General features: G+C 34.5%; 22 protein-coding genes and 2 tRNA genes. 18 read left to right on the top strand and 6 right to left on the bottom strand.

What is annotated here, in order from left to right:
* Positions 1-187 precede the first annotated feature (187 nt).
* Positions 188-535 (top strand): DUF6249 domain-containing protein, encoded by a 348-nt coding sequence (locus DM397_RS17920; protein WP_111378845.1) that lies wholly within the window; start codon positions 188-190, stop codon positions 533-535.
* A gap of 54 nt (positions 536-589) precedes the next feature.
* On the opposite strand, the gene rnhA is transcribed toward DM397_RS17920, so the two are convergent.
* On the bottom strand, positions 590-1,066 hold the full coding sequence (gene rnhA, locus DM397_RS17925; RefSeq protein WP_095930688.1) for a ribonuclease HI: 477 nt from the start codon (positions 1,064-1,066) through the stop codon (positions 590-592).
* A gap of 82 nt (positions 1,067-1,148) precedes the next feature.
* The gene (gene purN, locus DM397_RS17930) at positions 1,149-1,724 is read right to left on the bottom strand and encodes a phosphoribosylglycinamide formyltransferase (RefSeq protein WP_111378846.1); all 576 of its coding nucleotides are present in this window, start codon (positions 1,722-1,724) and stop codon (positions 1,149-1,151) included.
* A gap of 175 nt (positions 1,725-1,899) precedes the next feature.
* On the opposite strand from purN, the gene DM397_RS17935 reads away from it, so the two are divergent.
* The 17 genes from DM397_RS17935 (at position 1,900) to DM397_RS18020 (ending at position 22,286) form a co-directional block, all read left to right on the top strand.
* Entirely contained in the window at positions 1,900-2,136 is a 237-nt protein-coding gene (locus DM397_RS17935) for an acyl carrier protein (protein WP_007137004.1), read from the top strand.
* 240 nt (positions 2,137-2,376) lie between these two features.
* Positions 2,377-3,630, top strand: a complete 1,254-nt coding sequence (gene fabF, locus DM397_RS17940) for a beta-ketoacyl-ACP synthase II (protein WP_111378847.1) — start codon at positions 2,377-2,379, stop codon at positions 3,628-3,630.
* A gap of 10 nt (positions 3,631-3,640) precedes the next feature.
* Positions 3,641-4,381, top strand: a complete 741-nt coding sequence (gene rnc, locus DM397_RS17945) for a ribonuclease III (protein WP_111378848.1) — start codon at positions 3,641-3,643, stop codon at positions 4,379-4,381.
* A 125-nt stretch (positions 4,382-4,506) separates the two neighbouring features.
* Positions 4,507-4,995, top strand: coding sequence for an IPExxxVDY family protein (locus DM397_RS17950; RefSeq protein WP_111378849.1), 489 nt, complete (start codon positions 4,507-4,509; stop codon positions 4,993-4,995).
* Positions 4,996-5,000: 5 nt separating this feature from the next.
* Positions 5,001-6,434 carry a pyruvate kinase gene (gene pyk, locus DM397_RS17955; RefSeq protein WP_111378850.1) on the top strand — a complete coding sequence of 478 codons (1,434 nt, stop codon included), beginning with the start codon at positions 5,001-5,003 and terminating at the stop codon, positions 6,432-6,434.
* A gap of 593 nt (positions 6,435-7,027) precedes the next feature.
* Entirely contained in the window at positions 7,028-8,707 is a 1,680-nt protein-coding gene (locus DM397_RS17965; RefSeq protein ID WP_111378852.1) for an arylsulfatase, read from the top strand.
* Between the two features lie 61 nt (positions 8,708-8,768).
* On the top strand, positions 8,769-9,785 hold the full coding sequence (locus DM397_RS17970; RefSeq protein WP_111378853.1) for an HAD family hydrolase: 1,017 nt from the start codon (positions 8,769-8,771) through the stop codon (positions 9,783-9,785).
* Positions 9,786-9,846: 61 nt separating this feature from the next.
* A complete protein-coding gene (locus tag DM397_RS17975) occupies positions 9,847-11,469 on the top strand; it encodes an arylsulfatase (protein ID WP_111378854.1) in 1,623 nt (540 codons plus the stop codon).
* Positions 11,470-11,573: 104 nt separating this feature from the next.
* Positions 11,574-12,395 (top strand): hypothetical protein, encoded by an 822-nt coding sequence (locus tag DM397_RS17980; protein WP_111378855.1) that lies wholly within the window; start codon positions 11,574-11,576, stop codon positions 12,393-12,395.
* A 53-nt stretch (positions 12,396-12,448) separates the two neighbouring features.
* The gene (locus DM397_RS17985; RefSeq protein ID WP_111378856.1) at positions 12,449-13,897 is read left to right on the top strand and encodes a DUF1254 domain-containing protein; all 1,449 of its coding nucleotides are present in this window, start codon (positions 12,449-12,451) and stop codon (positions 13,895-13,897) included.
* A gap of 11 nt (positions 13,898-13,908) precedes the next feature.
* Positions 13,909-15,309, top strand: coding sequence for a DUF2252 domain-containing protein (locus DM397_RS17990; RefSeq protein WP_111378857.1), 1,401 nt, complete (start codon positions 13,909-13,911; stop codon positions 15,307-15,309).
* 303 nt (positions 15,310-15,612) lie between these two features.
* Complete coding sequence (locus DM397_RS17995) at positions 15,613-16,194, top strand: DUF4136 domain-containing protein (protein WP_111378858.1); 582 nt, start codon at positions 15,613-15,615, stop codon at positions 16,192-16,194.
* Between the two features lie 129 nt (positions 16,195-16,323).
* Positions 16,324-17,499: a helix-turn-helix domain-containing protein gene (locus tag DM397_RS18000; RefSeq protein ID WP_111378859.1), complete on the top strand. Its 1,176-nt coding sequence runs from the start codon at positions 16,324-16,326 to the stop codon at positions 17,497-17,499.
* 43 nt (positions 17,500-17,542) lie between these two features.
* Positions 17,543-18,511 (top strand): SphA family protein, encoded by a 969-nt coding sequence (locus tag DM397_RS18005; RefSeq protein WP_111378860.1) that lies wholly within the window; start codon positions 17,543-17,545, stop codon positions 18,509-18,511.
* Positions 18,512-18,566: 55 nt separating this feature from the next.
* Positions 18,567-19,727, top strand: a complete 1,161-nt coding sequence (locus DM397_RS18010; RefSeq protein WP_111378861.1) for a BamA/TamA family outer membrane protein — start codon at positions 18,567-18,569, stop codon at positions 19,725-19,727.
* 220 nt (positions 19,728-19,947) lie between these two features.
* Positions 19,948-21,144, top strand: a complete 1,197-nt coding sequence (locus DM397_RS18015; protein ID WP_111378862.1) for a C1 family peptidase — start codon at positions 19,948-19,950, stop codon at positions 21,142-21,144.
* Between the two features lie 461 nt (positions 21,145-21,605).
* On the top strand, positions 21,606-22,286 hold the full coding sequence (locus tag DM397_RS18020) for a hypothetical protein (RefSeq protein ID WP_111378863.1): 681 nt from the start codon (positions 21,606-21,608) through the stop codon (positions 22,284-22,286).
* A gap of 748 nt (positions 22,287-23,034) precedes the next feature.
* Here DM397_RS18020 and DM397_RS18025 read toward each other — a convergent pair.
* The 4 genes from DM397_RS18025 to rseP form a co-directional block, all read right to left on the bottom strand.
* Positions 23,035-23,319 carry a GIY-YIG nuclease family protein gene (locus tag DM397_RS18025; RefSeq protein WP_111378864.1) on the bottom strand — a complete coding sequence of 95 codons (285 nt, stop codon included), beginning with the start codon at positions 23,317-23,319 and terminating at the stop codon, positions 23,035-23,037.
* Positions 23,320-23,373: 54 nt separating this feature from the next.
* Positions 23,374-23,447: transfer RNA gene (locus tag DM397_RS18030), tRNA-Asn, on the bottom strand.
* Positions 23,448-23,486: 39 nt separating this feature from the next.
* Positions 23,487-23,560, bottom strand: a tRNA-Asn gene (locus tag DM397_RS18035).
* A gap of 83 nt (positions 23,561-23,643) precedes the next feature.
* On the bottom strand, positions 23,644-24,987 hold the full coding sequence (rseP, locus tag DM397_RS18040; RefSeq protein WP_111378865.1) for an RIP metalloprotease RseP: 1,344 nt from the start codon (positions 24,985-24,987) through the stop codon (positions 23,644-23,646).
* Positions 24,988-25,004 lie beyond the last annotated feature (17 nt).

Below are 25,004 nucleotides of genomic sequence, written 5' to 3' on the forward strand. Positions count from 1 at the left end.
TCTTTAATATATAATAAAGTATAGGAGTTGAACTTTGTCAAAATTTTTTACAATCAAAATTAATTGATTATCAGTTGGTTTTGGAGTTTGGATTTTAAAATTTGAAATTTTTCACTAAAAGTTGTAACCTCATTTTAAAAGCCCTCGTCATATGAGGTATATCAATCAATTAAAAACATAAAATATCATGGACGAAAAAATTTTAATTCCAATCAGTCTTTTCTTAATGATCTTCGGGATTGTTTATCTTATTTATTCAACAAGAAACAGAGAGCGTTTAGCTCTTATCGAAAAAGGTGTTGACGCAAGTATCTTTTTACAAGGAAAGGGAAATGGAGTTCCAGCGTGGAAAATCTTTGTAGTAAATCTAGCATTCTTATTAATAGGTAGTGGTGTCGGAATTTTTCTTGCGTTGTTAATTACAACTTACACATCTTTAAACGACGGAGCAGTTTATCCTTCAATTATTTTCATCATGGCGGGAATCGGACTTTTGACAGGATTTAAAACGGCAAAAGATTTAGATAAAGAATAATTAGTAAAAGTTTAAGTTAAAAAAAAATGCATCAAACAATTGATGCATTTTTTTTTATTCTTTAGATCCGATGGTTTCGTAATAGACATCAACCGAAAGTTTCGGCTGCATGGATGCCATAACAGCCAATTGATCGCAACGCTCATTTTGCGGATGATTGTTGTGACCTTTGATCCATTTAAAATCGACTTGGTGTTTGCGGTAAACAATTAGAAAACGTTTCCATAAATCAGGATTTTTTTTATCCTTGTATCCTTTTTTCTCCCAACCAAAAACCCATTTTTTTTCAACAGAATCAACCACGTATTTAGAATCCGAAACTACAAGGACTTTCATGTTTGGCTTTTTCAGTTTTTCTAATCCGACAATTACAGCCAAAAGTTCCATTCTGTTATTTGTCGTCAAGCGAAAGCCTTCGTAGAATTCTTTTTTATGCGGAGTGCCCACCAGTTCCATTACCACGCCGTAACCACCATTTCCTGGATTTCCTTTTGCCGCGCCATCTGTATATATATGTACTTCGTGATTCATTTATTTATTTTAGATTGTAGATTTTAGATTGCAGATTTAATGCTTTGTCTAAAATTGGTCCCGATAGCTATCGGGATGGAATTTAAATTTTGGAATTTTCGTCAAGAATTCTGTGGATAATCTCCGGAAAATGTTTCTGCTCCAGCTCATGAATCTTCTCTGCAACTGTTTCTGGAGTGTCTTCATCCGTTAAGGCTACATTTGCTTGAAAGATAATAGCGCCTTCATCATAGTTTTCGTTAACATAGTGAATAGATATTCCGGTTTCTTTTTCCTTATTATTAACTATAGCTCTATGTATGTGCATTCCGTACATTCCTTTTCCTCCATAACTAGGTAAAAGTGCCGGATGTATGTTTATTATTTTGTTTGGATATTGTTCAATTATGTTTTCTGGGAATTTGAGTAAAAAACCAGCAAGAACGATCAAATCCGGGTCGATTTTCTGTATTTTTTGTAACACTTTTCTTTCTAAAAGTTCATTTTTTTCGAAAATTTCGACTGGAATTTGATGATTTTTTGCTCTTTCAATCACTTTTGCCGAAGCATTATTTGTAAAGACCGAAACAACCTTTGCAATTTCGGTGTTCGAAAAATATTTTATAATGTTCTCTGCGTTAGTTCCTGATCCTGAGGCAAAAACGATAATTTTTTTCATAAAGCTGTGTGTTTTAAGAGTGCAAAAAACGGAATAAAAATCGAAAATAAATAGCTTTAAAAGACCTTTCTTGAAATTAATTTTATAAATTAGTGTCACATTTATAAACTAAATAGTTGTTTTAAAATAAAGTTTTTTATTTTTGCCAACAAATTAAATTCTAAAATTAAAGATTATGTCAGACATTGCATCAAGAGTAAAAGCGATTATCGTAGACAAATTAGGTGTTGACGAAAACGAAGTTGTAACAGAAGCAAGCTTCACTAATGATTTAGGAGCTGACTCATTAGACACTGTTGAGCTTATTATGGAATTCGAAAAAGAATTTGATATTCAAATTCCAGACGATCAAGCAGAAAACATTGCTACTGTTGGTCAAGCTATTTCTTATATCGAAGAAGCAAAAAAATAATAATACCACACCCGAATTTTAAAAATTCCAAAATTTGAATGTCCAAATTCCAAAATTGGGATTTGTTTTTTGAAAAATTGGATTTTCTAAAAATCGGGTGTTATTATTTTTTTTAAATTTTAAATTTCGATTGATTTTCAATCAAAAAGATATATTTATATTGTAATTCCCATGGCTCTTAAATAACTATAAGTTAAGAAAGCATGGGTTTTATTTGTTTAAAGTACAAAATACATATTTATGGCATTAAGGCGAGTTGTTGTAACAGGATTAGGTGCACTTACTCCTATTGGGAATAATATCCAAGAATATTGGAATGCACTTGTGAATGGGGTTAGCGGAGCCGCTCCGATCACATATTATGATACCGAGAAACACAAAACGAAATTTGCCTGCGAAGTAAAAAACTTCAATATTGAAGATTACATGGATCGCAAGGAATCTCGTAGATTAGATAAGTTTGCACAATACGCAATTGCTGCCAGTGACGAAGCTATTAAGGATGCAGGAATCACAAATGATAACGTAAACAAACAAAGAGTTGGTGTTATTTGGGGAGCAGGAATTGGAGGTTTAGAGACTTTCCAAGATGAAGTATTGTATTATGCAAAAGGTGATGGAACTCCAAAGTTCAATCCTTTCTTTATTCCTAAAATGATTGCCGATATTGCTCCTGCACATATTTCTATGCGTAACGGGTATATGGGACCAAATTATACAACGGTTTCTGCTTGTGCATCTTCTGCAAACGCATTAATCGATGCTTTCAACTACATTCGTTTAGGAATGTGTGATGTTATTGTTTCTGGTGGTTCTGAAGCTGCTGTTACAATTGCAGGTATGGGAGGATTTAGCTCAATGCACGCTTTATCTACAAGAAACGAAAGTCCAGAAACAGCTTCAAGACCTTTTGATGCAACCAGAGATGGTTTCGTTTTAGGAGAAGGAGCAGGAGCTTTGGTTCTTGAAGATTACGAACATGCTAAAGCTAGAGGTGCAAAAATCTACTGCGAAATTGGCGGTGGAGGTATGTCATCTGATGCTTACCACTTAACTGCACCACATCCAGAAGGAATTGGAGTTATTGCAGTAATGGAAAATACATTGAGAGATGCTGGAATGAGCCCTGATCAAGTTGATCATATCAATACTCACGGAACTTCTACTCCATTAGGAGACGTTGCTGAATTAAAAGCGATTAGCAAAGTTTTTGGTGATCATGCTAAAAATATCAACATCAACTCTACAAAATCGATGACAGGACACTTATTGGGTGCAGCTGGAGCTATTGAAGCTATTGCTTCTATCTTGGCAATGCAGCACGGAATTGTTCCACCAACGATTAATCATACCGTTGTTGACGAAAACATTGACCCATCTTTAAACCTTACTCTAAACAAACCTCAAAAAAGAGAAGTAAATGTTGCTATGAGTAATACATTTGGTTTTGGTGGACACAATGCTTGCGTATTGTTTAAAAAACTAGCTGATTAATTTTCTGTATATGAATATTATCAAAAAAATATTTTCTAAATCCCGTTCTCTAGAAGACGGGATTTTTTTTGACACTATTCAGAAAATTCTTGGTTTTCCGCCTACAAATGTTGATTTTTATCGGAGAGCTTTTACGCATCGCTCTTCTAATAAATTAGATCAGAATGGGCATCCTATAAATTATGAACGCTTAGAATTTTTAGGAGACGCTATGTTAAGTGCCGTTATTGCTGCACATTTATTTAATAAAGCTCCAAATGGAGATGAAGGTTATTTGACCAAAATGCGTTCGAAAATTGTGAGCCGAGAACATTTGAACGAATTAGGTAAAGACTTAAATTTAGTGCAGTTTGTAGAGAGCAAGGTGCCAATTCAGCACTTTGGAGAAAACATTCATGGTAATATTTTTGAGTCCCTTGTAGGAGCTATTTATTTAGATAAAGGTTATACTTTTTGCGAGAAATTCATCCAAAAGAGAGTAGTTACGCCTTATGTAGATATTGCGCGATTAGAAGGAAAAGTGATAAGCTATAAAAGCCTAGTTATCGAATGGTGTCAGAAAGAAAAAAGAGTTTTTCATTATGACATTTTTGAAGATAACGGAATAGATGGCCAACGCTTATTTGGTGTTAAATTGAGTATTGACGATAAAGTTGTCGCAAGAGCGCGAGCAACTTCTAAAAAGAAAGCAGAAGAAAAAGCATCACAGAGAGCTTATTTTGCATTTCAAGAAAAAATTGACAAGAAATAGCTGCAAAAATGATGTAACTCTCACAAGGCTACATCGTTTTCGTTTATAATTTAACAAAACAAGCATGTCATAACTGTTGATGCTCCGTTTAGAAATAGTATATTTACAACTTGATTTTTCAAGACATGGCTATTCATAAATTGGATTTTGACGAATTTGACGAAATTGATTATTATTTAATGGCAATTCATACTTCATTAGAAGATTATAGATTAGCCTATTTTATCAATAAAATCCTTCCGATCAACTTAAGTAAGAGCAAAAACGAGATCCATGCTCAAACTAAGGAAGGTGAAGCAAATTTTTCCAGATTCTATTATTATGATGAAGAAAAAGCTGTTTCCTGGAATTTAATTCAGAATAAAAATGAAATCATTTCTGTGAGTACGAATGATTTCCAGAATTTGTTTTCTAATGAAACAAGTGAGGTTTCGACAACAATTCATTTACTTCCTGAATTTAAAAAAGTCGATTTTTTCCTGAAAATTGATAATAGCGAAGAGGCGCTTAATTTTTCAGAAATTCAACAAAAATTAAACACAATAGAAAGTATTGCGGCTATTTATGCCGTTGATACAGACAAAATAAAATCAAAAAACAATCTAATTTTTTAAAAAAAATGTTAACAAACAAGAAAACCAAAATTGTTGCTACACTCGGCCCCGCTTGTGGTACAAGAGAGATCATTAAAGATATGATCGATGCAGGTGTTAATGTGTTTAGAATCAATTTTTCGCATGCAGATTACGAGGGAGTAAAAGAAAAAATCGATATCATTAGAGGATTAAACGAAGAGTTTGGTTATACAACAGCAATCCTTGGAGATTTGCAAGGACCAAAACTTAGAGTTGGTGTAATGGAAGAAGGTACTGTTGTACACGATGGAGATGAAATCACTTTTACAACTGCTGAAGATATTATAGGAACATCAAAAAGAGTGTTCATGAAATATCAGAATTTCCCAAATGATGTTAATCCAGGAGAGCGTATCTTGCTTGATGATGGTAAACTTATTTTTGAAATTGTTTCTACAGATAAAAAAACTGAGGTTGTTGCTAAAGTTATTCAAGGAGGAGAATTAAAATCTAAAAAAGGAGTTAATCTTCCAAATACAAAAATTTCTTTACCAGCTTTAACAGAAAAAGATATTGCAGATGCTATTTTTGCAATTGAACAAAAAGTTGACTGGATCGCACTTTCATTCGTGAAAACTCCACGCGATTTACAAGACTTACAAGAATTAATTGCTAAGCATTCAGAAGTTAAAATTCCGATTGTTGCTAAAATCGAAATGCCAGAAGCTCTTGAGAATATGGATAAGATTGTAGCATATTGCGATGGTTTAATGGTTGCTCGTGGAGATCTTGGTGTTGAGCTTCCTGCTCACGAAGTTCCATTGGTGCAAAAAGATTTGATCAGAAGAGCTAAAACGGCTAGAATTCCGGTTATCGTTGCGACACAAATGATGGAAACAATGATTACAAGTTTAACTCCAACAAGAGCAGAGGTAAACGACGTTGCTAACTCAGTAATGGATGGTGCAGATGCTGTAATGTTGTCTGGAGAAACTGCTACAGGAAACTACCCAGTACAAGTTATTCAAAGAATGGCACAAATTTGCGAGGCTGTTGAGAATTCACCACTTATTCAAGTTCCTCAAAATACGCCACAAATTAAAACAAAACGTTTCGTTACTAAAACAGTTTGTCACCAAGCAGCTTTATTAGCAAATGAGATTGAAGCTAAAGCAATTTGTACTTTGACAAATAGTGGTTACACAGCTTTCCAAATTTCAGCTTGGAGACCTTCAACAGCTCATATTTTAGTATTTACTTCAAACAGAAGAATCTTAACTCAATTAAATTTATTATGGGGGGTTAAATCTTTCTACTATGATAATGAAGAGAGTACAGACGATACTGTAACAGATGTAAATCAAATTGCAGTTGACAAAGGTTATGCACAAAAAGGAGATTACTTAATCAACCTTGCTGCAATGCCAATTAAAGATAGAGGAATGGTTAACACGATGAGAGTTTCTGAAATCGAATAATTTGTTCTTTACTAAATTTCAAAGCCGCTTAATTTTTTAAGCGGCTTTTTGTTTTTATGATGTTTTGCAAAACTCAAATAGCTCTTCTCATTTTGCCTTTAGAAATTTTTAATAGATTATTTTTTTGATAATTTGTTAAAATTTTGCACGAATAAAATGAATTTTTTGTTTCATTTCGCCATTTTGTTAAAAAATAGCAGCTCAAAAAAAGATTTTCGTGTTTTATTTCTTTCTTTTTCTCTTTTTTAGGCAAAAACATAACTGCTTAATTTTCTGACAGTTTGTTGTGTTTCATTTTTTAAAATGAAACATTTTGGTGCAAATTCTCCAATTATCTTGTTTCATATTATAATATGCAACAAGCTCATGCCGAATAAACACGATTGTTCGCTCTTTTATTAGTTAAATTTGAGATACTTAAGAAAAAGTTAAAAATATCATGTTTCAGATTTTAATATAAAAATGAATTTGAAACATATTAAAAAGATGCAACCTAGCTTTAGAAGTGTTTTTTTGAAAGCTTACCGTTTTCCTTTTTTTTTTTGGGGATTTTCAAAACTCATACAATAAGAATACTAACGAATTTTTTTATCATGAAACAAATTAAATTTAAATGCACGCTTGCATATGCTTTTAGGATATTAGCAGTGTTATTTTTTTCGGGAATTTCTGTTACCGCACAGAGCAAAAAACCGAATATATTGGTGCTTTGGGGTGATGATATTGGGACGACTAATATAAGTGCTTATAGTGATGGAGTTATGGGATATACAACCCCTAACATTGACCGTTTAGCTAATGAAGGATTACGTTTTCTTCATTATTATGGAGAGCAAAGCTGTACTGCTGGTCGAGCTGCTTTTTTAACAGGACAGCACGGTCTTCGTACGGGTCTTACAAAAGTAGGCTTTCCTGGAGCTCCTATGGGAATGAGCCAGTTGGATCCTTCTGTGGGAGGAATCATGAAAAGCTTAGGATATGTAACTGGACAATTTGGTAAAAACCACGTTGGAGATAGAAATGAAAGTTTACCAACAGTTAATGGTTTTGACGAATTTTTTGGAAATCTGTACCACTTAAATGCAGAAGAAGAACCAGAATTGCCAGATTATCCAAAAGATCCAGAGTATTTGAAAAAATTTGGGCCAAGAGGAGTCTTAAAATGTACCGCAACAAATGTTGATGACGCGACAACTGATCCTCGTTTTGGTAGAGTTGGAAAACAAAAAATTGAAGATACTGGAGCACTTACTAAAAAAAGAATGGAAACCGTTGATGACGAAACATCAGCAGCAGCAATCGATTTTATTAAGAGACAAAGTGCAGCAGGAAAACCATTTTTCTGCTGGTTCAACGCTACTCGTATGCACTTGCGTACGCACGTGAGAAAAGAACACAGAGGAAGATATACGCATGGAGACAGTGAATATATTGATGGAATGATTGAGCATGATGAAACTATAGGCAGCATTTTAAAAGCTTTAGATGATTTAGGAATTGCTGATAATACTATTGTAGTGTATTCTACAGATAATGGGCCTCACATGAATACATGGCCAGATGCGGCAATGACACCTTATCGTTCAGAAAAAAACACGAACTGGGAAGGAGCTTTCCGTGTACCATGTATTGTTCGTTGGCCAGGACATATTAAACCAGGAACTGTAACTACAGAATTAATGAGCCATAATGATTGGATTCCAACTTTTGCTTCAATTGCGGGAGAGCCAGATATCGTAAATAAACTTCTAAAAGGTTACTCTGCAAATGGAAAAACGTACAAAGTACATTTGGATGGTTATGATCAAAGTAAATTTTTAGAAGGCAAAACACCAAAAAGCGCAAGAGATAAATTCTTTTATACAGATGATGATGGCCTTTTAGTTGGTTTAAGAGAAGGAGATTATAAATATGTTTTTGCTGAGCAGCGTTTAGAAGGTACAATGGGAGTGTGGGCAGAGCCGTTTACAAAACTTCGTTTGCAAAAAATATTCAATTTATATCAAGATCCTTATGAAAGAGCAGACATAACTTCTAATTCATTTTGGGAATGGCAGTTGAATCACGTGCAGATGATGTATGGAGCAATTCAAGATGTAGTCGTATTTGCAGAAACATTTAAAGAATATCCTCCAAGATCAATTCCGCCAAGCTTCTCTGCTTACACTATTATGGAAGAAGCGATGAAAGATATTAAGGCAAAACAGTATATAGAGAAAAATGTGATGCCTAAATTAAAAGACGAGGAGCAAGAAACAAAAAAGAAAAAATAAATAAGAATAAAAGAGATTCAGATTTTTCAGCCTGAATCTCTTTTACTAACATAAAAGCATCATGAAAAAAAGTATATCTATATTATCGTTGGTGGTTCTGTTTTTCTTGTCCTGTAAAAAATCGGATACTGTAACATCTCCAACAGAAAATAAACAAACAGAAACTACTGCAACAAGTGGTGATCCTTTGCCTAGTTGGAATGACGGAGCATTAAAAAAGGACATTATTGCTTACGTTGAAAAAGTAACAAAAGAAGGAAGTCCAGATTTTATTCCAGTAGAAGACAGAATTGCGACTTTTGATAATGACGGAACACTTTGGGCCGAAAAACCATATGTACAAGAATTATTTGCTTTCTACAGAGTAAAAAAAATGGTGGAAGCCAATCCAGCTTTAGCACAAAAACAGCCTTTTAAAGCTGTAGTCGAAAAAGACAAAGCTTTTTTTGAAAAAGGTGGAGATAAAGCATTAATTGAATTAGTTGCCGCAACTCACACCGGAATGACCGAAGACGAGTTTGAAGCTTCAACAAAAGAGTTTTTTGCTGGTGCCCAATATCCGGGTAAAAATGTTCCGCTAAAACAAATCAGATACCAACCTCAATTGGAGCTTTTAAATTATTTGCGTGCAAATGGTTTCAAAACTTTCATTGTTACTGGTGGAACGATCGAATTAGTAAGAGCGATATCGGCTGATTTTTACGGGATTCCAAAAGATCAGGTGGTAGGAACTTCTTTCAAATATAAATTTGATGATGCTAAAAATGCTGTTTTAAGAGAACCAGCTTTAGATCATTTTAATGATAAGGAAGGAAAACCTGTTGGCATACAACTACACATTGGTCAAAGACCTGTTTTTGCCTGCGGAAATGAAGGCGGAGCTGGAGATCTTGCTATGTTGAGATATTCTTCTGGAAGTAAATACCCATCTTTTCAATTAATTGTAAATCACAATGACTCAATTAGAGAATACAATTATCAGGAAAAAGATAATCTTTCTTTAAATACTGCCGCAAAATACAAATATCATGTAATAAGCATGAAAGACGATTGGAAAAAAATATTCCCCGACAAATAATTAGATTTCGTGTCCTAGAATTTTAGAATTAAAGATTGTGTAATTTATTCCAGAACAACTTATGAAAGCAAATTTTAGATTAATCAAACCAGCCAATCTTCTGAAGACTTTTGGCTTGCTTTTTTGCTTCTTTATGGCCAGTATTGGTTATGCGCAAAAAAGCCCAAACATTATTATTTTATTATCAGATGATACCGGATGGGGAGATTTAGGTCCTTATGGCGGTGGTGAAGCCAGAGGAGCTGCAACTCCAAATATTGATCGAATGGCAAATGAAGGTATGCAGTTTTGGTCTTTTTATGGACAGCCAAGCTGTACGCCAGGAAGAGCAGCATTAATTACTGGAAGAATTCCTAATCGAAGCGGGATGACAACAGTTGCATTTCCTGGAGATGGCGGTGGTCTGCCAAAAGCAGAATGGACTCTTGCGTCTTTATTAAAAAGAAAAAACTACAACACCTTTTTTGCAGGAAAATGGCATTTGGGTGAAGAGGATTATTCTATGCCAACTGCACAAGGGTTTGATGTAATGAAAAATGTAACACTTTACCATTTAAATGCTTATACTTATGCTGACCCGGACTGGAATCAGGATATGCCGAAAAATCTTAGAGAAAGATGGGCAAAAGGTACAAAAGGAGCTTTAGACGGCGAGGCAGGAAAACCTTATAGAGAGGTTAGAAAACTTGATGGAAAAGCAATTCCTTATATTGATCAATATACAGAAGAGGAATCTTTAAAATGGCTTAAAGAAAATGCAAAAAAAGACAAACCATTCTTCATGGAAATCTCTTTTGCAAAAAATCATCAGCCAAACCTACCGCATCCTGATTTTGCAGGTAAATCTGCAGGCCAAAACAAATACGCCGATTGTATTGTAGAATTAGATACAAGAATAGGACGTATTATGGATGAAGTTCGAAATTTGGGAATTGCCGAAAATACTTTAATCATCTATACAGTTGATAATGGTACATGGCAAGATGTTTATCCTGATTGCGGATATACACCATTTAGAGGAACAAAAGGAACTGTTCGTGAAGGAGGAAGCAGAATTCCAACTTTGGCATGGTGGCCTGGAAAAATTAAACCAAATAGTAAAAATAGCGACATCTTAGGAACGTTGGATTTTATGGCAACATTTGCGGCTTTATCTGGCCAAGAATTGCCAACTGTTGACCGAGAAGGCAAGCCAACTATTTTTGATAGTTATGATATGTCACCTGTTTTATTTGGTACAGGAAAATCAAAAAGAGATATGTGGTTTTATTTTACTGAAGATGAATTGACTCCAGGCGCTGTGAGAATCGGAAAATTTAAAGCGGTCTTTAATCTAAGAGGAGATGGAGGAATGTATACTGGAGGACTGGCTGTAGATACAAACTTAGGTTGGAAAGGTCCTCAAAGTTATGTTTCTATTGCTCCTCAAATATTTGATTTATGGGCCGATCCGCAAGAACGTTATGATTTATTCATGAATAACTTTACCGAAAAAACGTGGTTTATGCCTAACATACAAGACGTAATTGCTGAGTTTGTAAAAACGTATGAAAAATATCCGCCACATAAAGTGCAGAGTAACTTATATCCTGGACCGACAAAAATTGATGAGTTCATAATGTTTAAGCATGTTCAGGAAAAACTGAAAGCCTTAACAACTGAAAAAAGAAGCGGTGGGGGGTGATAATTGATAAAATTTCAAAGGTTAAAAAAACAAACAGCTTTTAAAACTTTTAAAAGCTGTTTGTTTTGATTTGTAAATAATTAAAAATCAAAAAAGAAAAAATTATGAGAGTATCTTCCATTTCAATTAAATTATTATTTGCTACGCTTTTTTTTCTTTTAAATTTTGCTGCGTTTGCTCAGGAAGAACCTGCAAAACCGGGAAATAGTGCGCAAGAACTTGCCGATAAAATGGCAAATCCCGTGGCAAGTTTAATTAGCGTCCCGTTGCAAAATAATCTTACTTATGGAATTGGCCCTTATAATGGAATAAAATATCAGATCAATATACAGCCAGTTGTTCCTTTTAAGTTGAGTGAGAATTTAAATTTAATTACTCGTTATATTCTTCCAGTTGTAGATCAACAAGATGTTACGGGAGAAAACACACATGAATTTGGTTTGAGTGATGCAACAGTGACGGCATTTTTTGCTCCTAAAACTAAAGGACTTATCTTAGGAGTTGGTCCAGCCTTTTTAGTGCCAACTGCGACAGAAAAATTTTTAGGAACAGAAAAATTCGGAATTGGACCAAGTGTTTTGGTCATGCATCAAGGAAAAGGACTTTCTATTGGTTTCTTAGCCAATCAAATTTGGTCTGTCGCAGGAAATGCAGATAGAGCCGATTTTAACCAGTTTTACACACAATTATTTCTAACACACAGTTATAAAAGCGGAGCAAGTTTAGGAATCACTTCAGAAATTACTCAAAACTGGCAAGGAAATACTACACTTATAACCGTTAGTCCAAATGTTGGTGCAATTACAAAATTAGGAGGACAAACCATGCAATTTGCCGTTATGCCTTTAATTCCGGTTGTTGGACATCAATCGATAAAACCAGACTGGGGATTAAGAGCGGTGGTGGCATTTATATTCCCGCAATAATTTTTCATGAGAATTTAGAAAAGATCATTTTAATTTTTTTAATACGAGATAAAATGAAGACTAAAATAATTTCACTTTTTATTATTGCGTTATTTATTTCTTGCAATAAAACTTCGACAGAAAAAACAGAAGCAGTTTCTACAGAAACAGTTTCAAGTGTTTTTAAACCAGCTAATTTAAATGAGCAAATAATTTATAATCGAGCAATTGAAGCTGTTGTTTGGGGAATGCCAGCAGTCAATTTTGAACTGCTTAATGAAAGTTTAACTGCTGCAAAAGGTAATTTTAATGAGATCATTTATTGGTCAGGATTAATAAATTCAAAAAATCAAACATTAACACCAAATCCTGATGTTGTTTATATAAATCCTCTATATGACACTAGAAAAGGACCTGTTGTGTTAGAAATTCCAGCTGCTGAAGGCGCGTCTTCTTTAACGGGAAGTCTTGATGATGGCTGGCAAACCGCAATTGAAGATATTGGTCCGGCGGGTGTCGATAAAGGAAAGGGTGGAAAATATTTGATTTTGCCACCAGATTATAAAGATAAAATACCAGCAGGATATATTCCAATGCCTTCATCAACCTATACAGGTTTTGCAATTCTTAGATCTAATCTTACCAACGGAAGTCCAGCCGATCTAAAAAGGGCAATTGATTATGGAAAACGTATTAAAATTTATCCATATTCTCAGGCATCAAATCCACCAGCTACAAAATTTACCGATTTGCTTGAAGTCGATTTTAGCAATACAATTCCATATAATTTTCATTTTTTCGAACTCTTAAATCAGTTTGTACAGCGTGAACCGTGGCTGACTCGAGATTTAGTTATGGTTGATTTTTTAAAATCAATTGGAATTGAAAAAGGAAAAACTTTTCAGGCAGATGCCCGAACAAAAGAGATTCTGGAAATAGTCGTAAAAGATGCCGGAAAATGGATTGACAGTAAATATGAGGCAATTTTTACTCCCCCTTTTTATGACGGTACAAACTGGGCATTACCCGCTTCTCAAGATGTTGTAAAAGCAATAATGTCCAATTATACAGCTCCAAACATTTATCCTGTAAGCGAACGAGCAATAAGCTACTCAATAGCTTATTTCAGTGCTAAACATTTAGGCACAGGGCAGTTTTATTTAATGACAATTAAAGACGATAAAGGTCAGGAATTTGATGGTTCAAAATTGTATCAATTGCATCTTCCAGCAAATGTTCCTGTAAAATTATATTGGTCTGTGACAGCTTACGATCGTGAAACGCATGCTTTAATAAAAGGCATGAAGTATTTCAGCCGCGCTTCAACCACTCCTGGAATTCAAAAAAATAGCGATGGTTCTGTCGATATTTATTTTGGAGCAAAAGCACCTGCAGGAAAAGAATCAAACTGGGTTCCAACGGATCCAAAAGGGAAATTTGAATTATTGGCTCGTTTTTATGGCCCAGAAAAAGGGTTTTTTGATAAAACTTGGAAAATGGGTGATTTAACAGAAGTGAAGTAAAACCATAAGTTATGACCGAAGATTCAAAACATATAGCCGAAACCACATTTAATCCGATCGCATCAAAGGCAGAGCGTTATGAAAAAGGAGCTTCGATTAGAAAGAAAATACCTTTGGAGAAACATCAGGAATGGAACTCTTTTAAAAACCGCAAAGATCCAGTAGATATTTTAATTCAGACTAGTGAAGGAAGGGTTGAAAGTCTGCTGCCCATTCGGTACAGAAGAATGATGGAGTCTCCTTTTGCGTTTTACAGAGGGGCGGCTGCTGTCATGGCTGCCGATTTGGCTCACACTCCTGTGTCTGGAATAAATCTGCAGCTTTGTGGTGATTGCCATTTGATGAATTTTGGCGGATTTGCAACTCCAGAACGTAAGTTGGTTTTTGATATTAATGATTTTGATGAAACTTTTCCTGGCCCTTGGGAATGGGATGTAAAACGATTGGCGGCAAGTTTTGTTATTGCAGGAAGATGGAGAAAATTTTCCAGTAAAAATTGCAAAGAATTTGCTTGGAAGGTCGCAGATAGCTACAAAAGGCATATGCTGGATTATAGTAAACTATCGGCGCTTCAAATCTGGTATGCCGACATTGATTTGGCAGAGCTGATCGAATTGGGCGGCGACAAAGAATTTAAAGAATTTGACCAGAAAAGAATTAAAAAGGCATCAGAGTACACCGCTCACGAAAAAGAGTTTGCAAAGATGACCTATTTTGATGGTGCCAGAGCCCGTATTAAAGACGATCCGCCATTGATATTTCACCCAAACGGAGAACTTGAAAAACAAGTGGCTAAAGAGGGCGAAATTATCCATAATAGATATTTAGAATCGCTTTCAGAAGAAAAACAGATTTTGTTAAGCCGATATATGCTTCATGATATTGTTATAAAAGTAGTTGGCGTAGGAAGTGTTGGAACATTGTGCGGCATCAGTCTGCTAATGTCGGCAACTGGAGAACCCATTTTTTTACAGTTTAAAGAAGCCCGAAAAAGTGTTTTGGAAGGGAATGTAAAAATTAAAGGGAAATATAGCCACCAAGGGGAACGAATTGTAATGGGACAAAAACTAATGCAATCGGCATCAGACATGTTTCTGGGCTGGACAGATGATAGTAAAAACAAGTACTTCTATATCCGTCAGCTAAGAGATGCCAAAGTAAAACCAGTTCTTGAAGTAATGAAACCTAAGAATATGGCAGAATATGCCAAAGCTTGCGGATGGGCACTTGCAAGAGCACATGCCCGTTCAGGAGATCCTTCTGTAATTTCGGGCTATATTGGAGATACAGACGAATTTGCTGATGCTGTTTCAGAATTTTCGGTTTTATATGCCAATCAGAACGAATTGGATTACAATAAAATGCTAGACGCAATAAAAAAAGGGAAGCTGCCTATATCTACAGAAATCTAATTCTTAATTGAAAATTGTAAAATAAAGTAGGTTCGTAGTCGTACAAAGTAAAAAAAACTTTAAAAAATCTTAAATTTTTGAACAAAATAGATGATAAAACAACAAAGTAAGATTTTATTTATTTAATACTGTTAATTAAATAAAATAATTTATCTTTGAGAGTGATCTATGTAATTGTTTAGTAATGGTTTGCACCATATTAGCGATTATTGACACCTATTTAGCCCCATCGTTCAAGATTTTTACGATTTTAATACATTCGAGTTAAACTGATTTAATTATTAATTTAATAAATACCACAACATGAATATTAAAAGAACAAGTCTTCGTATAATCCCAGTTTTATTTTTGGGTTTATTTTACAGCTGCTCTCCAACTGTAAAAGTTACTACTGATTATGATCATGCTGCGAACTTCAGCGAATACAAAACTTTTGCGGTTTATGACTTAAAAGCGCAGCAAGGCCAGGTAAATCAGTTAAATGTTGATCGTGTTGCAAAAGCAATTCGAAACGAGATGCTGGCAAAAGGATTTACAGAATCTAGCAATCCAGATTTAAAAGTAAATGCTGTTTCTATTCTAAAAAACAAAACATCTGTTAGTGCCAATACAGACTTTTATGGCTATGGAGGAATGTATCGTCCATACGGATATTGGGGAGGTGGTGCTATGATGGGTGGTGCCAATACAACATTTAATACTTATGATTATGTTGATGGCTCATTGGTAATAGATATCGTATCTACAAAAACAGACAAACTGGTTTGGCAGGGAATCGGAAATGCTGAAATTGATAGCAGACCAGATAACCCTGAACAATTCATCAATGATGCAATCAAAAAAATATTAACTGGTTTTCCTCCTGGAGCAGCAGTTAAAAAATAATTCAAAATGAAGATTTTGTACTTGTCACACCTTGGCAAGTACAATCTTTATTCCTCATGCATACGCCCCCATCGTATTCTATTTTTAAGATTTTAAGAGAATTAACGTTATTAAATTAAGCTTAAAAAAATGATCGATATTTTACTTTCCCTATTCTTTTTTATTGCCACTATTGCAGGGCTTGCCACTGCTATTATGGTTTTATTTTCAAAAAAAAATTACTCGAAAAGTTTCTTTTTGGGAATGTTTCTGCTGAGTCTGGCGGTAGTAAGTATCTACAATTTTTATCTTTCGGCCAATTTATTTAAAAATTTCCCAGATCTATTTACTATTACCAAAGCATTTATATTTTTGACCGCACCGTGCTCTTTTTTGTACGTTAGAAACATCTTATCAGTAAACAAAAGTTTAAGAAAATACGATTGGCTTCATTTTGTGCCTTTTGCTATTTATTTCTTTTTGACATTGGTTGTTTATATTGGAAGCTATACCAATATAAAAGCGGTCCATTATATTGCCGCCTTAATCAAAAATCCATTTTCAGTTTTAACCTTGACGATTTGGCTTTTCTATGTCTTTTTTCAAACCATGTTGATTTTAAACTATGATCTGAAAAAATTTAAAGGGAACCAATTTCACCATAGTAAAGTAATAAACTGGATTAGAGTGTACAATCTCATGATTTTGTTTTTGTTTTCGGCACTTTTTGTTCATCATTTTTTATTGCAAAAAGTAGATGCAACAGATCTTTCCTGTTATGTGCTTATTTCCTCTGTATTGTTTTTTACAGTTGGCTGGCTTTATTTCAGACCCCAAATTTTTCATGACGAGGAAGAGACATTCGATTTTGTCGTCGATAATACATTAGTAGTAAAAACAAAAGAAACAAAAAATACGCTTCCAATTGCAAACGAAATAACTCTCGAAAAAAGAGAAGAATACCTTTTAAAATTAGATTATGAGCTAAACTCTAAAAATCTGTTTTTAAAGAAAGATTTTGTAATCAGAGATTTGTCTGACGAAACAGGAATATCTGTACACCATCTGTCCAATTTGATTAATTCTGAATTTGGACTTCATTTTCAAGATTATGTTAATCTCAAAAGAATTGAATATTTCAAAGACAAAATAAACGATCCAGAGTGGAAAGATTTATCTCTAGAAGGCATGGCTTGGGGATCTGGTTTTAAATCGCGAACAACCTGTTTCAGGGCATTTATTAAACACACTGGAAAATCTCCTTCAGAATATTTTAAAACAATCAGAATAAATCCGGATCGTACAGGATCCTATTACTTCAAGTAAAATTATTAATGGTTATTGCATAGTCTAATTTAAAATATCTGCCATGAAATTAGAAATTGATTATTCGAAGAAAAAAGTACAGTCAGTTTTTGCAATAATGATGTTGTTGATTTCTTTTTATTGTAATGCACAATTAAAAGGAGGACATATTCTTGGCGCAATGGGGCTTCAATCGGGAACTCAAGCTCCAGAAAAGACGCTGAGTGTTTATATTCCAGGTTACATTTATGCCGCATCTTCATTAAGAGATGCCGACGGAGATAAAGTTGGAGATCCCAACCTTACCATGTTTATTACAGGAGTTGGTGCCAATTATGTAAGCGATTTTAAAATTTTAGGTGCCAATTATGGAGCTTCCATTTTATTGGCAGGCGCTTCCAATACAATTCAAGGAAGTTACGTCGATTCTAAAAGTGATTTTGCTTTTACAGATATGTACATACAGCCTGTTCAATTAGGCTGGCATAACAAAAGAGCAGATTTTGTTTTCAGTTATCAAATGTATCTGCCAACAGGAAAATATGAAGTTGGCGGAAGCAATAATAGCGGTTTAGGAATGTTCATGAATGAGTTTTCGGCAGGGACAACTTTGTACTTTAATGATAAAAAAACCTTCCATTTTTCTGCTTTGGCCGCTTATGAAATCAACGGAAAAAAGAAAGACACCGATATTAAAACAGGAGACATTTTGAGCATTGAAGGTGGTTTAGGAAAAACCTTTTATTGTATGAATGCCGAAAAAACTGCACCAAAAGGCATATTCAATGCGGGTCTGATTTATTACCTGCAATACAAAGTGTCAGACGATAAAATTCCGGTAGGGAATGCATTCATAATCGAACCAGATAAAGACAGAGTTGGCGGACTAGGAGCTGAGGTTAATTACCTGCATCTTGGCTGTATGACTTCGGCAGGTTTTAGATGGATTGGCGAAGTAAACGCGGTAAATAGATTTCAAGGAAATACTTTCTTTATTACGTTGGCGCACGTGTTCAGTTTTAAGAAAAAATAATTGCTGATTTTTTTTTAAACAAAGTGAAAATTTAAATCTAAAACGATAATTATCTATGGTAAACAAAAAAATAATACGGAAAAAAGTCCTGTTCCTCCTTTGGATATTAGTATCGTTTAATGTTCTAAATGCACAAAAACATCATACAGTTTTAAAAGATTCTTTAGACGGAGCTTTCGATTTAAGTGATTTTCTTATCTATGCCAACGGATTCATAGTTGTGCCCACCATTATAACAGAACCAGCTGTAGGGGGATTTGGAGGTGCGGTTGCACCAATCTTCTTAAAAAAACGAGCACCCGTTATTGATGAAAATGGTAAAAAAAGATTTATAAATCCAGACATTACGGGAGGAATAGGAATGTATACAGCCAATAAAAGCTGGATGGCAGGAGCTTTTCGTTCGGCAACATTGGTAAAACCTAAGATATTGTATCGTGCTTTTGCAGCTTATGGAGACATGAATTTATCATTTTATGCTAATAATCTGCCCAATCAGTCCGATCAGGAATTTAAACTCAATTTTAAATCAACCATTTTTTATACACAATGGCTCAAACAATTTAATAATGCAAAATGGAGTGCGGGGCCACAGTATTTATTTTTAAATTCAAAAATAAACCTGCCCGATTTTAATCTTCCGCCACCATTTGTAGATCCAAAAGATATTAAAAGCACGATAAGTCAACTAGGACTTGCGCTCCAGTTTGACGGACGTGATAACATATTTACGCCAGATAAAGGAATAAGAATCCAAAGCGATTTTTTCTGGTCAGATAAAGCATTGGGGAGCGATTATCAGGCATGGCGTATTAATTTATCGGCAATTGGATATTATCCGTTGGCGAAAACTCTAATTGGCGGACTAAGGATTGAAGGAGAGCAGGCGTTGGGGAGTCCGCCTTTTTATTTAAAACCAGGAATTAATTTGCGAGGAATTCCCGCAGCCAGATATATGGGGAATACCAGTATTGTATCTGAACTCGAATTTAGATGGGATTTGTACCGAAGATGGAGTCTTATGGGATATGGCGGTCTCGCAAGCGCCTTTAACGATTGGGATCAAGCCTTTGCAAAACCCATTGTTTACAGCTATGGAACAGGTTTTAGATACCTCATTGCCAGAAAATTTAAACTCCGAATGGGAGTAGATGTGGCTAAAGGAAATGAAGAATGGGCATACTATATCGTTTTTGGGAGCAACTGGCTGAGATAGCTAAAAAAGCAAAAACTTGTAAGAAGTTAATTTATAAATAATAAACTAAAAAAGCCTTAATAATATAGTATTGAGGCTTTTTTGTATTAAATGCCTTAATAATTCTAGCCGTTAAGAAAATATTAACAACTAAACATTACACAAATTGTATAATATTTAATTGTTTTGTAACAAATTGGAAACATTTGAGACTAATTTTATTAAATCTTAAACATAACTTATGAATACATTTTCATTCAAATCAGTGTTTGCTGCTTCAATATTCTTAGCTGGAACTGCAGGCTGTTTTGCGCAAGACATTTTAGTAAATTCACTTAAACTAAATGCTAGCGACAAAAGTAAAGAGAACTTCAAATTTACAGAAGTAATCAACCTAGGAACTACATCGGTAAAATCTCAAGGATCATCTGGAACTTGCTGGAGCTACTCAACAAATTCATTCTTAGAGTCAGAAATGATTCGTTTAGGAAAACAGCCTGTTGAGTTATCTCAAATTTATTCTGCAAGAAACGTATATGTAGAAAAAGGGATTAACTATGTTCGTATGCACGGAGCAATTACGCTTGGTGACGGAGGTGCTCTTCACGATGTAATTAATATGTACAAAAAATACGGAACTGTGCCAAGAGAAGTTTACACAGGTTTAAACTACGGAACAGACAAAAACAAATTTGCTGAAATGAGCGCTCTTATTGAAGGTGTTTTGGCAGCAGTGGTGAAAAACCCGAACGGAGAATTGACTCCAAACTGGCAAAAAGCGTATTCTGCTGTTATTGATTCTTATTTAGGAAAAGTGCCAGATAACTTTACATATAAAGGAAAAAGCTATACGCCACAATCTTTTGCTAAAGAAGTAGTAGGAATTAACCCAGACGAGTATGTAGAAATGTCATCTTTTACAAATGCTCCATACTACCAAAAAACAACTATGATGGTGCCAGACAACTGGTCATTGGATCAAGTTTACAACGTAAAATTGAACGATATGACAGACGTTATCGACAATGCGCTTAAAAAAGGATACACTGTAGCTTGGGCAACAGATGTTAGCGAGAAAAGCTTTAGCTGGAAAAACGGTGTGGCTTATGTAGCGTCTAAAAAATTCGACGATATGACGGCTGAAGAAAAAGCAGACATGTTTAACGGACCAAAAGCAGAACCAGAAATTACTCCAGAAATGCGTCAGGAAGCGTTTGATAACTACGCAACAACAGACGATCACGGAATGCACATTATAGGTCTTGCAAAAGATCAAACTGGAAAAGAATATTATATCGTAAAAAATTCTTGGGGAGAAACAAACGACTACAAAGGTTTCTTGTTTGTAACTAAGAACTTCGTAAAATATAAAACAACTGCATTACTAGTAAACAAAGGAGGAATTCCTGCTGATATTGCTAAGAAATTAGGGGTTTAATTACTCTGAGAGTTCGACAAAATAGAAAACGCCGTAATCCAAAGATTACGGCGTTTTTTTTTGATTAAAAGAAAATTCATTCCATAGGAATGTCTCGTCGGTAGAAATAAATTTTAATTGCAATTATACGTTCCGTAGGAACGTTTGATTGGTTAAACAGGTTTATTTTGGAAAAACAAGGGGGCCCAAAGGACACTATGTAAAGCGATATTATTTTTTTACCGGCTAGACATTTCTATGGAATGTTAAGTGTCAATATAAATACATGTGTTTAAATAAATAGGAATGTATTCTGGATAAATTTGCAGAATTTAATTAATGGTACTTTCAAAATAGGTAAAAAGAAGTACTTTATCGGCTTTCTAAGTAATTCATGGCTAGAATAAAACCTAACTAAAAGAAAATCAGTATCTTTAGTCTGAGTTTTTTAATAGGAGCATTAATTTTATTTAAAAAAAATCATGAAAAAGTATGAAGCAATTTTATGTACACTTGCGTTCGTATTTTCTCTCGGCTGTTTTGCTCAGAGCACAAACAGTGTCTCTGCTTCTCCAGCACCAGGAAAAACGACATTATTGACGGATAGTCTCCCTACAAATGATATGGTAATACAATCATATTATGTAGAAGAAAGAATAAATAAACTTTTTGGAGGTAGAATTATTACCTACCAAGTTTCAAAATTGGACTTGGTCGATACTTACGATCTTGGACCTAACAATACTAGAACAGTAATTCCAAATTACGTAAAAAGAAAACCAAAAGTTGCTCCAAATGCAATCGAAGCAAAAACGCTTGTAGCAAGTTCGAGTGCTTCGCTTGCGCCTGTTAAGGTAGAAGTTGTAACTCCTGCACCCTCAACTTCAAAATATGTAACTGTAAATATGGTGGATACTTACGAAAAAGTGATCGATAAAGGATATAAATCTATCGAGATGCTTAAAAAAGTAGCCGACCGATTTTATTTTGAAGGTAATCTAACTGCAGCAGCAGGCTATTACACACAGTTATTTGATCAAGCTAAAGATTTGGATGTTATTTACTATTACAGATACGCACAGTCCTTAAAAGCAATAAATGAAGATGAAAAAGCAAATACTTTAATGAAAAGGTTTAAAAGTGAAACTTTGACTATGAAATAGATTTTTTCAAAGGTTCAAAGCTGCAGAGAGGCAAAGGCTCAAAGTTTTTAAGGGTAATTTGAGATAAATCTAAAGATTAAGTTCGCAAAGCTTTGTGTTTGTAAAGTTCTGCGAATTTTTTTTGTTTTACTTACAGTTTGTCTTTCTTTATTGTGTGAAGTTTTTTTTACCACAGAGGGTGCTAAGGTTTACGCAAAGTTCGCTAAGATTATTTTGAGTTAAATCTAAAGATTAAGTTCGCAAAGTTTTATGTAGATAAGGCTTTGCGATTTTTTTGTTTTACCTACAGTTTGTCTTTCTTTATTATGTGAAGTTTTTTTACCGCAGAGGCGCTAAGGTTTATGCAAAGTTCGCTAAGGTTATTTTGTAGATAAATCTAAAGATTAAGTTCGCAAAGTTTTATGTTTATAAAGCTCTGCGAATTTTTTTGTTTTACCTACAGTTTGTCATCCTGAGGAACGAAGGATCGCACTCGCATATCGACAAAGATTGGCGACCTTTGCGATCTCTTTTATAGATTCCTATTAAGTCTCGGATAAAAAAAACTCTTAGCGATCTCTGCGTTAAATCTTTGCGAACTTCGCGTAAAAACCTTGCGCTTTGCGGTTAAATAAGCAATCCTATAATATTGGAATTTTTAAACTTTAGAATTTGGGCAAAAAAAAGACCATAATTTCTGATAGTCTTTTTTGCTCCCCCTCTTGGGCTCGAACCAACCCCGATGGCTATCGGGGCTCTGATTAATAGGTTATTTGTATTTTTCTTTCAGTTTTAAAATAATATCGGGATACTTGATTAAGTTTTCAATATAAGTTTTGCTCTTCATGTTTTTGATATGCTTTTCTATTGAAAGTGCTTGGGTTTTGTTGGTACAGTCAAAACTAAGAAACAAAGTCCAGTCATTTGCATTTGCAGTAAATTTGTTGGAAGGTGAATTTTTGTGAAATTCTAATCTTAAGTCAAAATTAGTTGTATAGCCAATATAATAGCGATTAAGCTTTAGGGAGTGTAGAATATATACAATATGATTCATGGTATAGGGATAAAAAAAAATACCACTTACAAATTGTAAGTGGTATTTAATAAGCTCCCCCTCTTGGGCTCGAACCAAGGACCCTCTGATTAACAGTCAGATGCTCTAACCAACTGAGCTAAGGAGGAATCACCTTAAAAGGTTAATATGTTTGCTAAAAAAAGTTGCTCCCCCTCTTGGGCTCGAACCAAGGACCCTCTGATTAACAGTCAGATGCTCTAACCAACTGAGCTAAGGAGGAAAGTGTTGCTCTTTTTAGCGAGTGCAAATATAAAACTATTTTTAGTTTCTCAAAAACATTTTCACTCTTTTTTTGACTTTTTTTTACTTGCCTACAATGGCTTTGTAAATGTCGTTACCATTAGCAAATAGTAGTAGTGAAATAAGTAAAACAAAACCAACCATTTGCGCATTCTCTAGGAATTTATCGCTCGGTTTTTTGCCGCTTACAATTTCATACAATAAAAACATTACATGACCACCATCAAGAGCCGGAATTGGCAATAAATTCATAACTCCAAGCATAATTGACAATAAAGCTGTGATTGACCAGAATACTTCCCAGCTCCAAGAACTAGGGAAAATGTTATAAATCGCCGCAAAACCACCTACTTGTTTGTAAGCTTTTGTTTCTGGATTAAAAATCATTTTCAATTGTTTTCCATAACCTACTAATTGATCTTTTCCTTTTTGAAGACCAACTGGAATAGATTCGAAGAAACCGTATTCTTTAGTGCTTATTTTATAGTATCCTAATTTCTCTAATGATTTCATGTCTAAACCACCAGCAAGAACATCTAAAGTTCCCTTTGTAGAAACTTTCAAAGTTAGAGGCGTTTCTTTTAAATCGCGTAAAACAACTGCAGAAATCTGTTTTCCTTTATTAGCGGCTAAGATTGATTTAGCTTCATCAAAATATTTAACTTTTTGCCCGTTAAGCGAAAGAATCAAATCTTTTGGTTTTAAATTCTGATTAGCAGATTCTTCTGTAACTTTTCCAATTGCAAAAGGTGTACGGATACCAATAAGAAGACCTTTTTCTGTTTTAGAAAGCTGATCAACAAAATCAGTTGGCATTGTAATCGTTTGCTGTTGCCCGTTTCTTTCAATCAAAACGTGTTTTGCCATGATCACATTCATGTTCATGTCGCTGTCAAAATTTTCTACAGTTTTACCATCAATAGAAATAATTTTGTCACCAGTTTTAAAACCCGCTTTAAGCATAGCAGGATTTTCAATCAGAACACCATCTTTTAAGTCAGCATTAGCAATATAAGTATCTCCGTAAGCAAACGCCATTCCTATATAGATAATAAAAGCCAAAATAAAGTTTACTGTAACACCACCAAGCATAATAATTAAACGCTGCCAAGCTGGTTTGGTACGAAATTCCCAAGGCTGAGGCGGAAGTGCCATTTGCTCTTTGTCCATACTTTCATCAATCATTCCAGAAATTTTCACATATCCTCCCAACGGAAGCCATCCGATACCATATTCTGTTTCCCCGATTTTCTTTTTGAATAGTGAATATTTAACATCAAAAAATAAGTAAAATTTTTCGACTCTAGTTTTAAACAATTTAGCAGGGATAAAATGCCCTAATTCATGAAGAATAATAAGTAAAGATAAACTCAATAGAAATTGAGAGAGTTTGATAACTATATCCATTTTTTGTTTTTAATTCG

This window comes from Flavobacterium nitrogenifigens (genome assembly GCF_003254565.1).
In the GTDB taxonomy this organism is placed as follows: domain Bacteria; phylum Bacteroidota; class Bacteroidia; order Flavobacteriales; family Flavobacteriaceae; genus Flavobacterium; species Flavobacterium nitrogenifigens.

Bases quoted from the DNA above. Each gene is read 5' to 3' on its own strand.
- DM397_RS17920 (WP_111378845.1), top strand. From the start codon at position 188: ATGGACGAAAAAATTTTAATTCCAATCAGTCTTTTCTTAATGATCTTC.
- rnhA (WP_095930688.1), bottom strand. From the start codon at position 1,066: ATGAATCACGAAGTACATATATATACAGATGGCGCGGCAAAAGGAAAT.
- purN (WP_111378846.1), bottom strand. From the start codon at position 1,724: ATGAAAAAAATTATCGTTTTTGCCTCAGGATCAGGAACTAACGCAGAG.
- DM397_RS17935 (WP_007137004.1), top strand. From the start codon at position 1,900: ATGTCAGACATTGCATCAAGAGTAAAAGCGATTATCGTAGACAAATTA.
- fabF (WP_111378847.1), top strand. From the start codon at position 2,377: ATGGCATTAAGGCGAGTTGTTGTAACAGGATTAGGTGCACTTACTCCT.
- rnc (WP_111378848.1), top strand. From the start codon at position 3,641: ATGAATATTATCAAAAAAATATTTTCTAAATCCCGTTCTCTAGAAGAC.
- DM397_RS17950 (WP_111378849.1), top strand. From the start codon at position 4,507: ATGGCTATTCATAAATTGGATTTTGACGAATTTGACGAAATTGATTAT.
- pyk (WP_111378850.1), top strand. From the start codon at position 5,001: ATGTTAACAAACAAGAAAACCAAAATTGTTGCTACACTCGGCCCCGCT.
- DM397_RS17965 (WP_111378852.1), top strand. From the start codon at position 7,028: ATGAAACAAATTAAATTTAAATGCACGCTTGCATATGCTTTTAGGATA.
- DM397_RS17970 (WP_111378853.1), top strand. From the start codon at position 8,769: ATGAAAAAAAGTATATCTATATTATCGTTGGTGGTTCTGTTTTTCTTG.
- DM397_RS17975 (WP_111378854.1), top strand. From the start codon at position 9,847: ATGAAAGCAAATTTTAGATTAATCAAACCAGCCAATCTTCTGAAGACT.
- DM397_RS17980 (WP_111378855.1), top strand. From the start codon at position 11,574: ATGAGAGTATCTTCCATTTCAATTAAATTATTATTTGCTACGCTTTTT.
- DM397_RS17985 (WP_111378856.1), top strand. From the start codon at position 12,449: ATGAAGACTAAAATAATTTCACTTTTTATTATTGCGTTATTTATTTCT.
- DM397_RS17990 (WP_111378857.1), top strand. From the start codon at position 13,909: ATGACCGAAGATTCAAAACATATAGCCGAAACCACATTTAATCCGATC.
- DM397_RS17995 (WP_111378858.1), top strand. From the start codon at position 15,613: ATGAATATTAAAAGAACAAGTCTTCGTATAATCCCAGTTTTATTTTTG.
- DM397_RS18000 (WP_111378859.1), top strand. From the start codon at position 16,324: ATGATCGATATTTTACTTTCCCTATTCTTTTTTATTGCCACTATTGCA.
- DM397_RS18005 (WP_111378860.1), top strand. From the start codon at position 17,543: ATGAAATTAGAAATTGATTATTCGAAGAAAAAAGTACAGTCAGTTTTT.
- DM397_RS18010 (WP_111378861.1), top strand. From the start codon at position 18,567: ATGGTAAACAAAAAAATAATACGGAAAAAAGTCCTGTTCCTCCTTTGG.
- DM397_RS18015 (WP_111378862.1), top strand. From the start codon at position 19,948: ATGAATACATTTTCATTCAAATCAGTGTTTGCTGCTTCAATATTCTTA.
- DM397_RS18020 (WP_111378863.1), top strand. From the start codon at position 21,606: ATGAAAAAGTATGAAGCAATTTTATGTACACTTGCGTTCGTATTTTCT.
- DM397_RS18025 (WP_111378864.1), bottom strand. From the start codon at position 23,319: ATGAATCATATTGTATATATTCTACACTCCCTAAAGCTTAATCGCTAT.
- rseP (WP_111378865.1), bottom strand. From the start codon at position 24,987: ATGGATATAGTTATCAAACTCTCTCAATTTCTATTGAGTTTATCTTTA.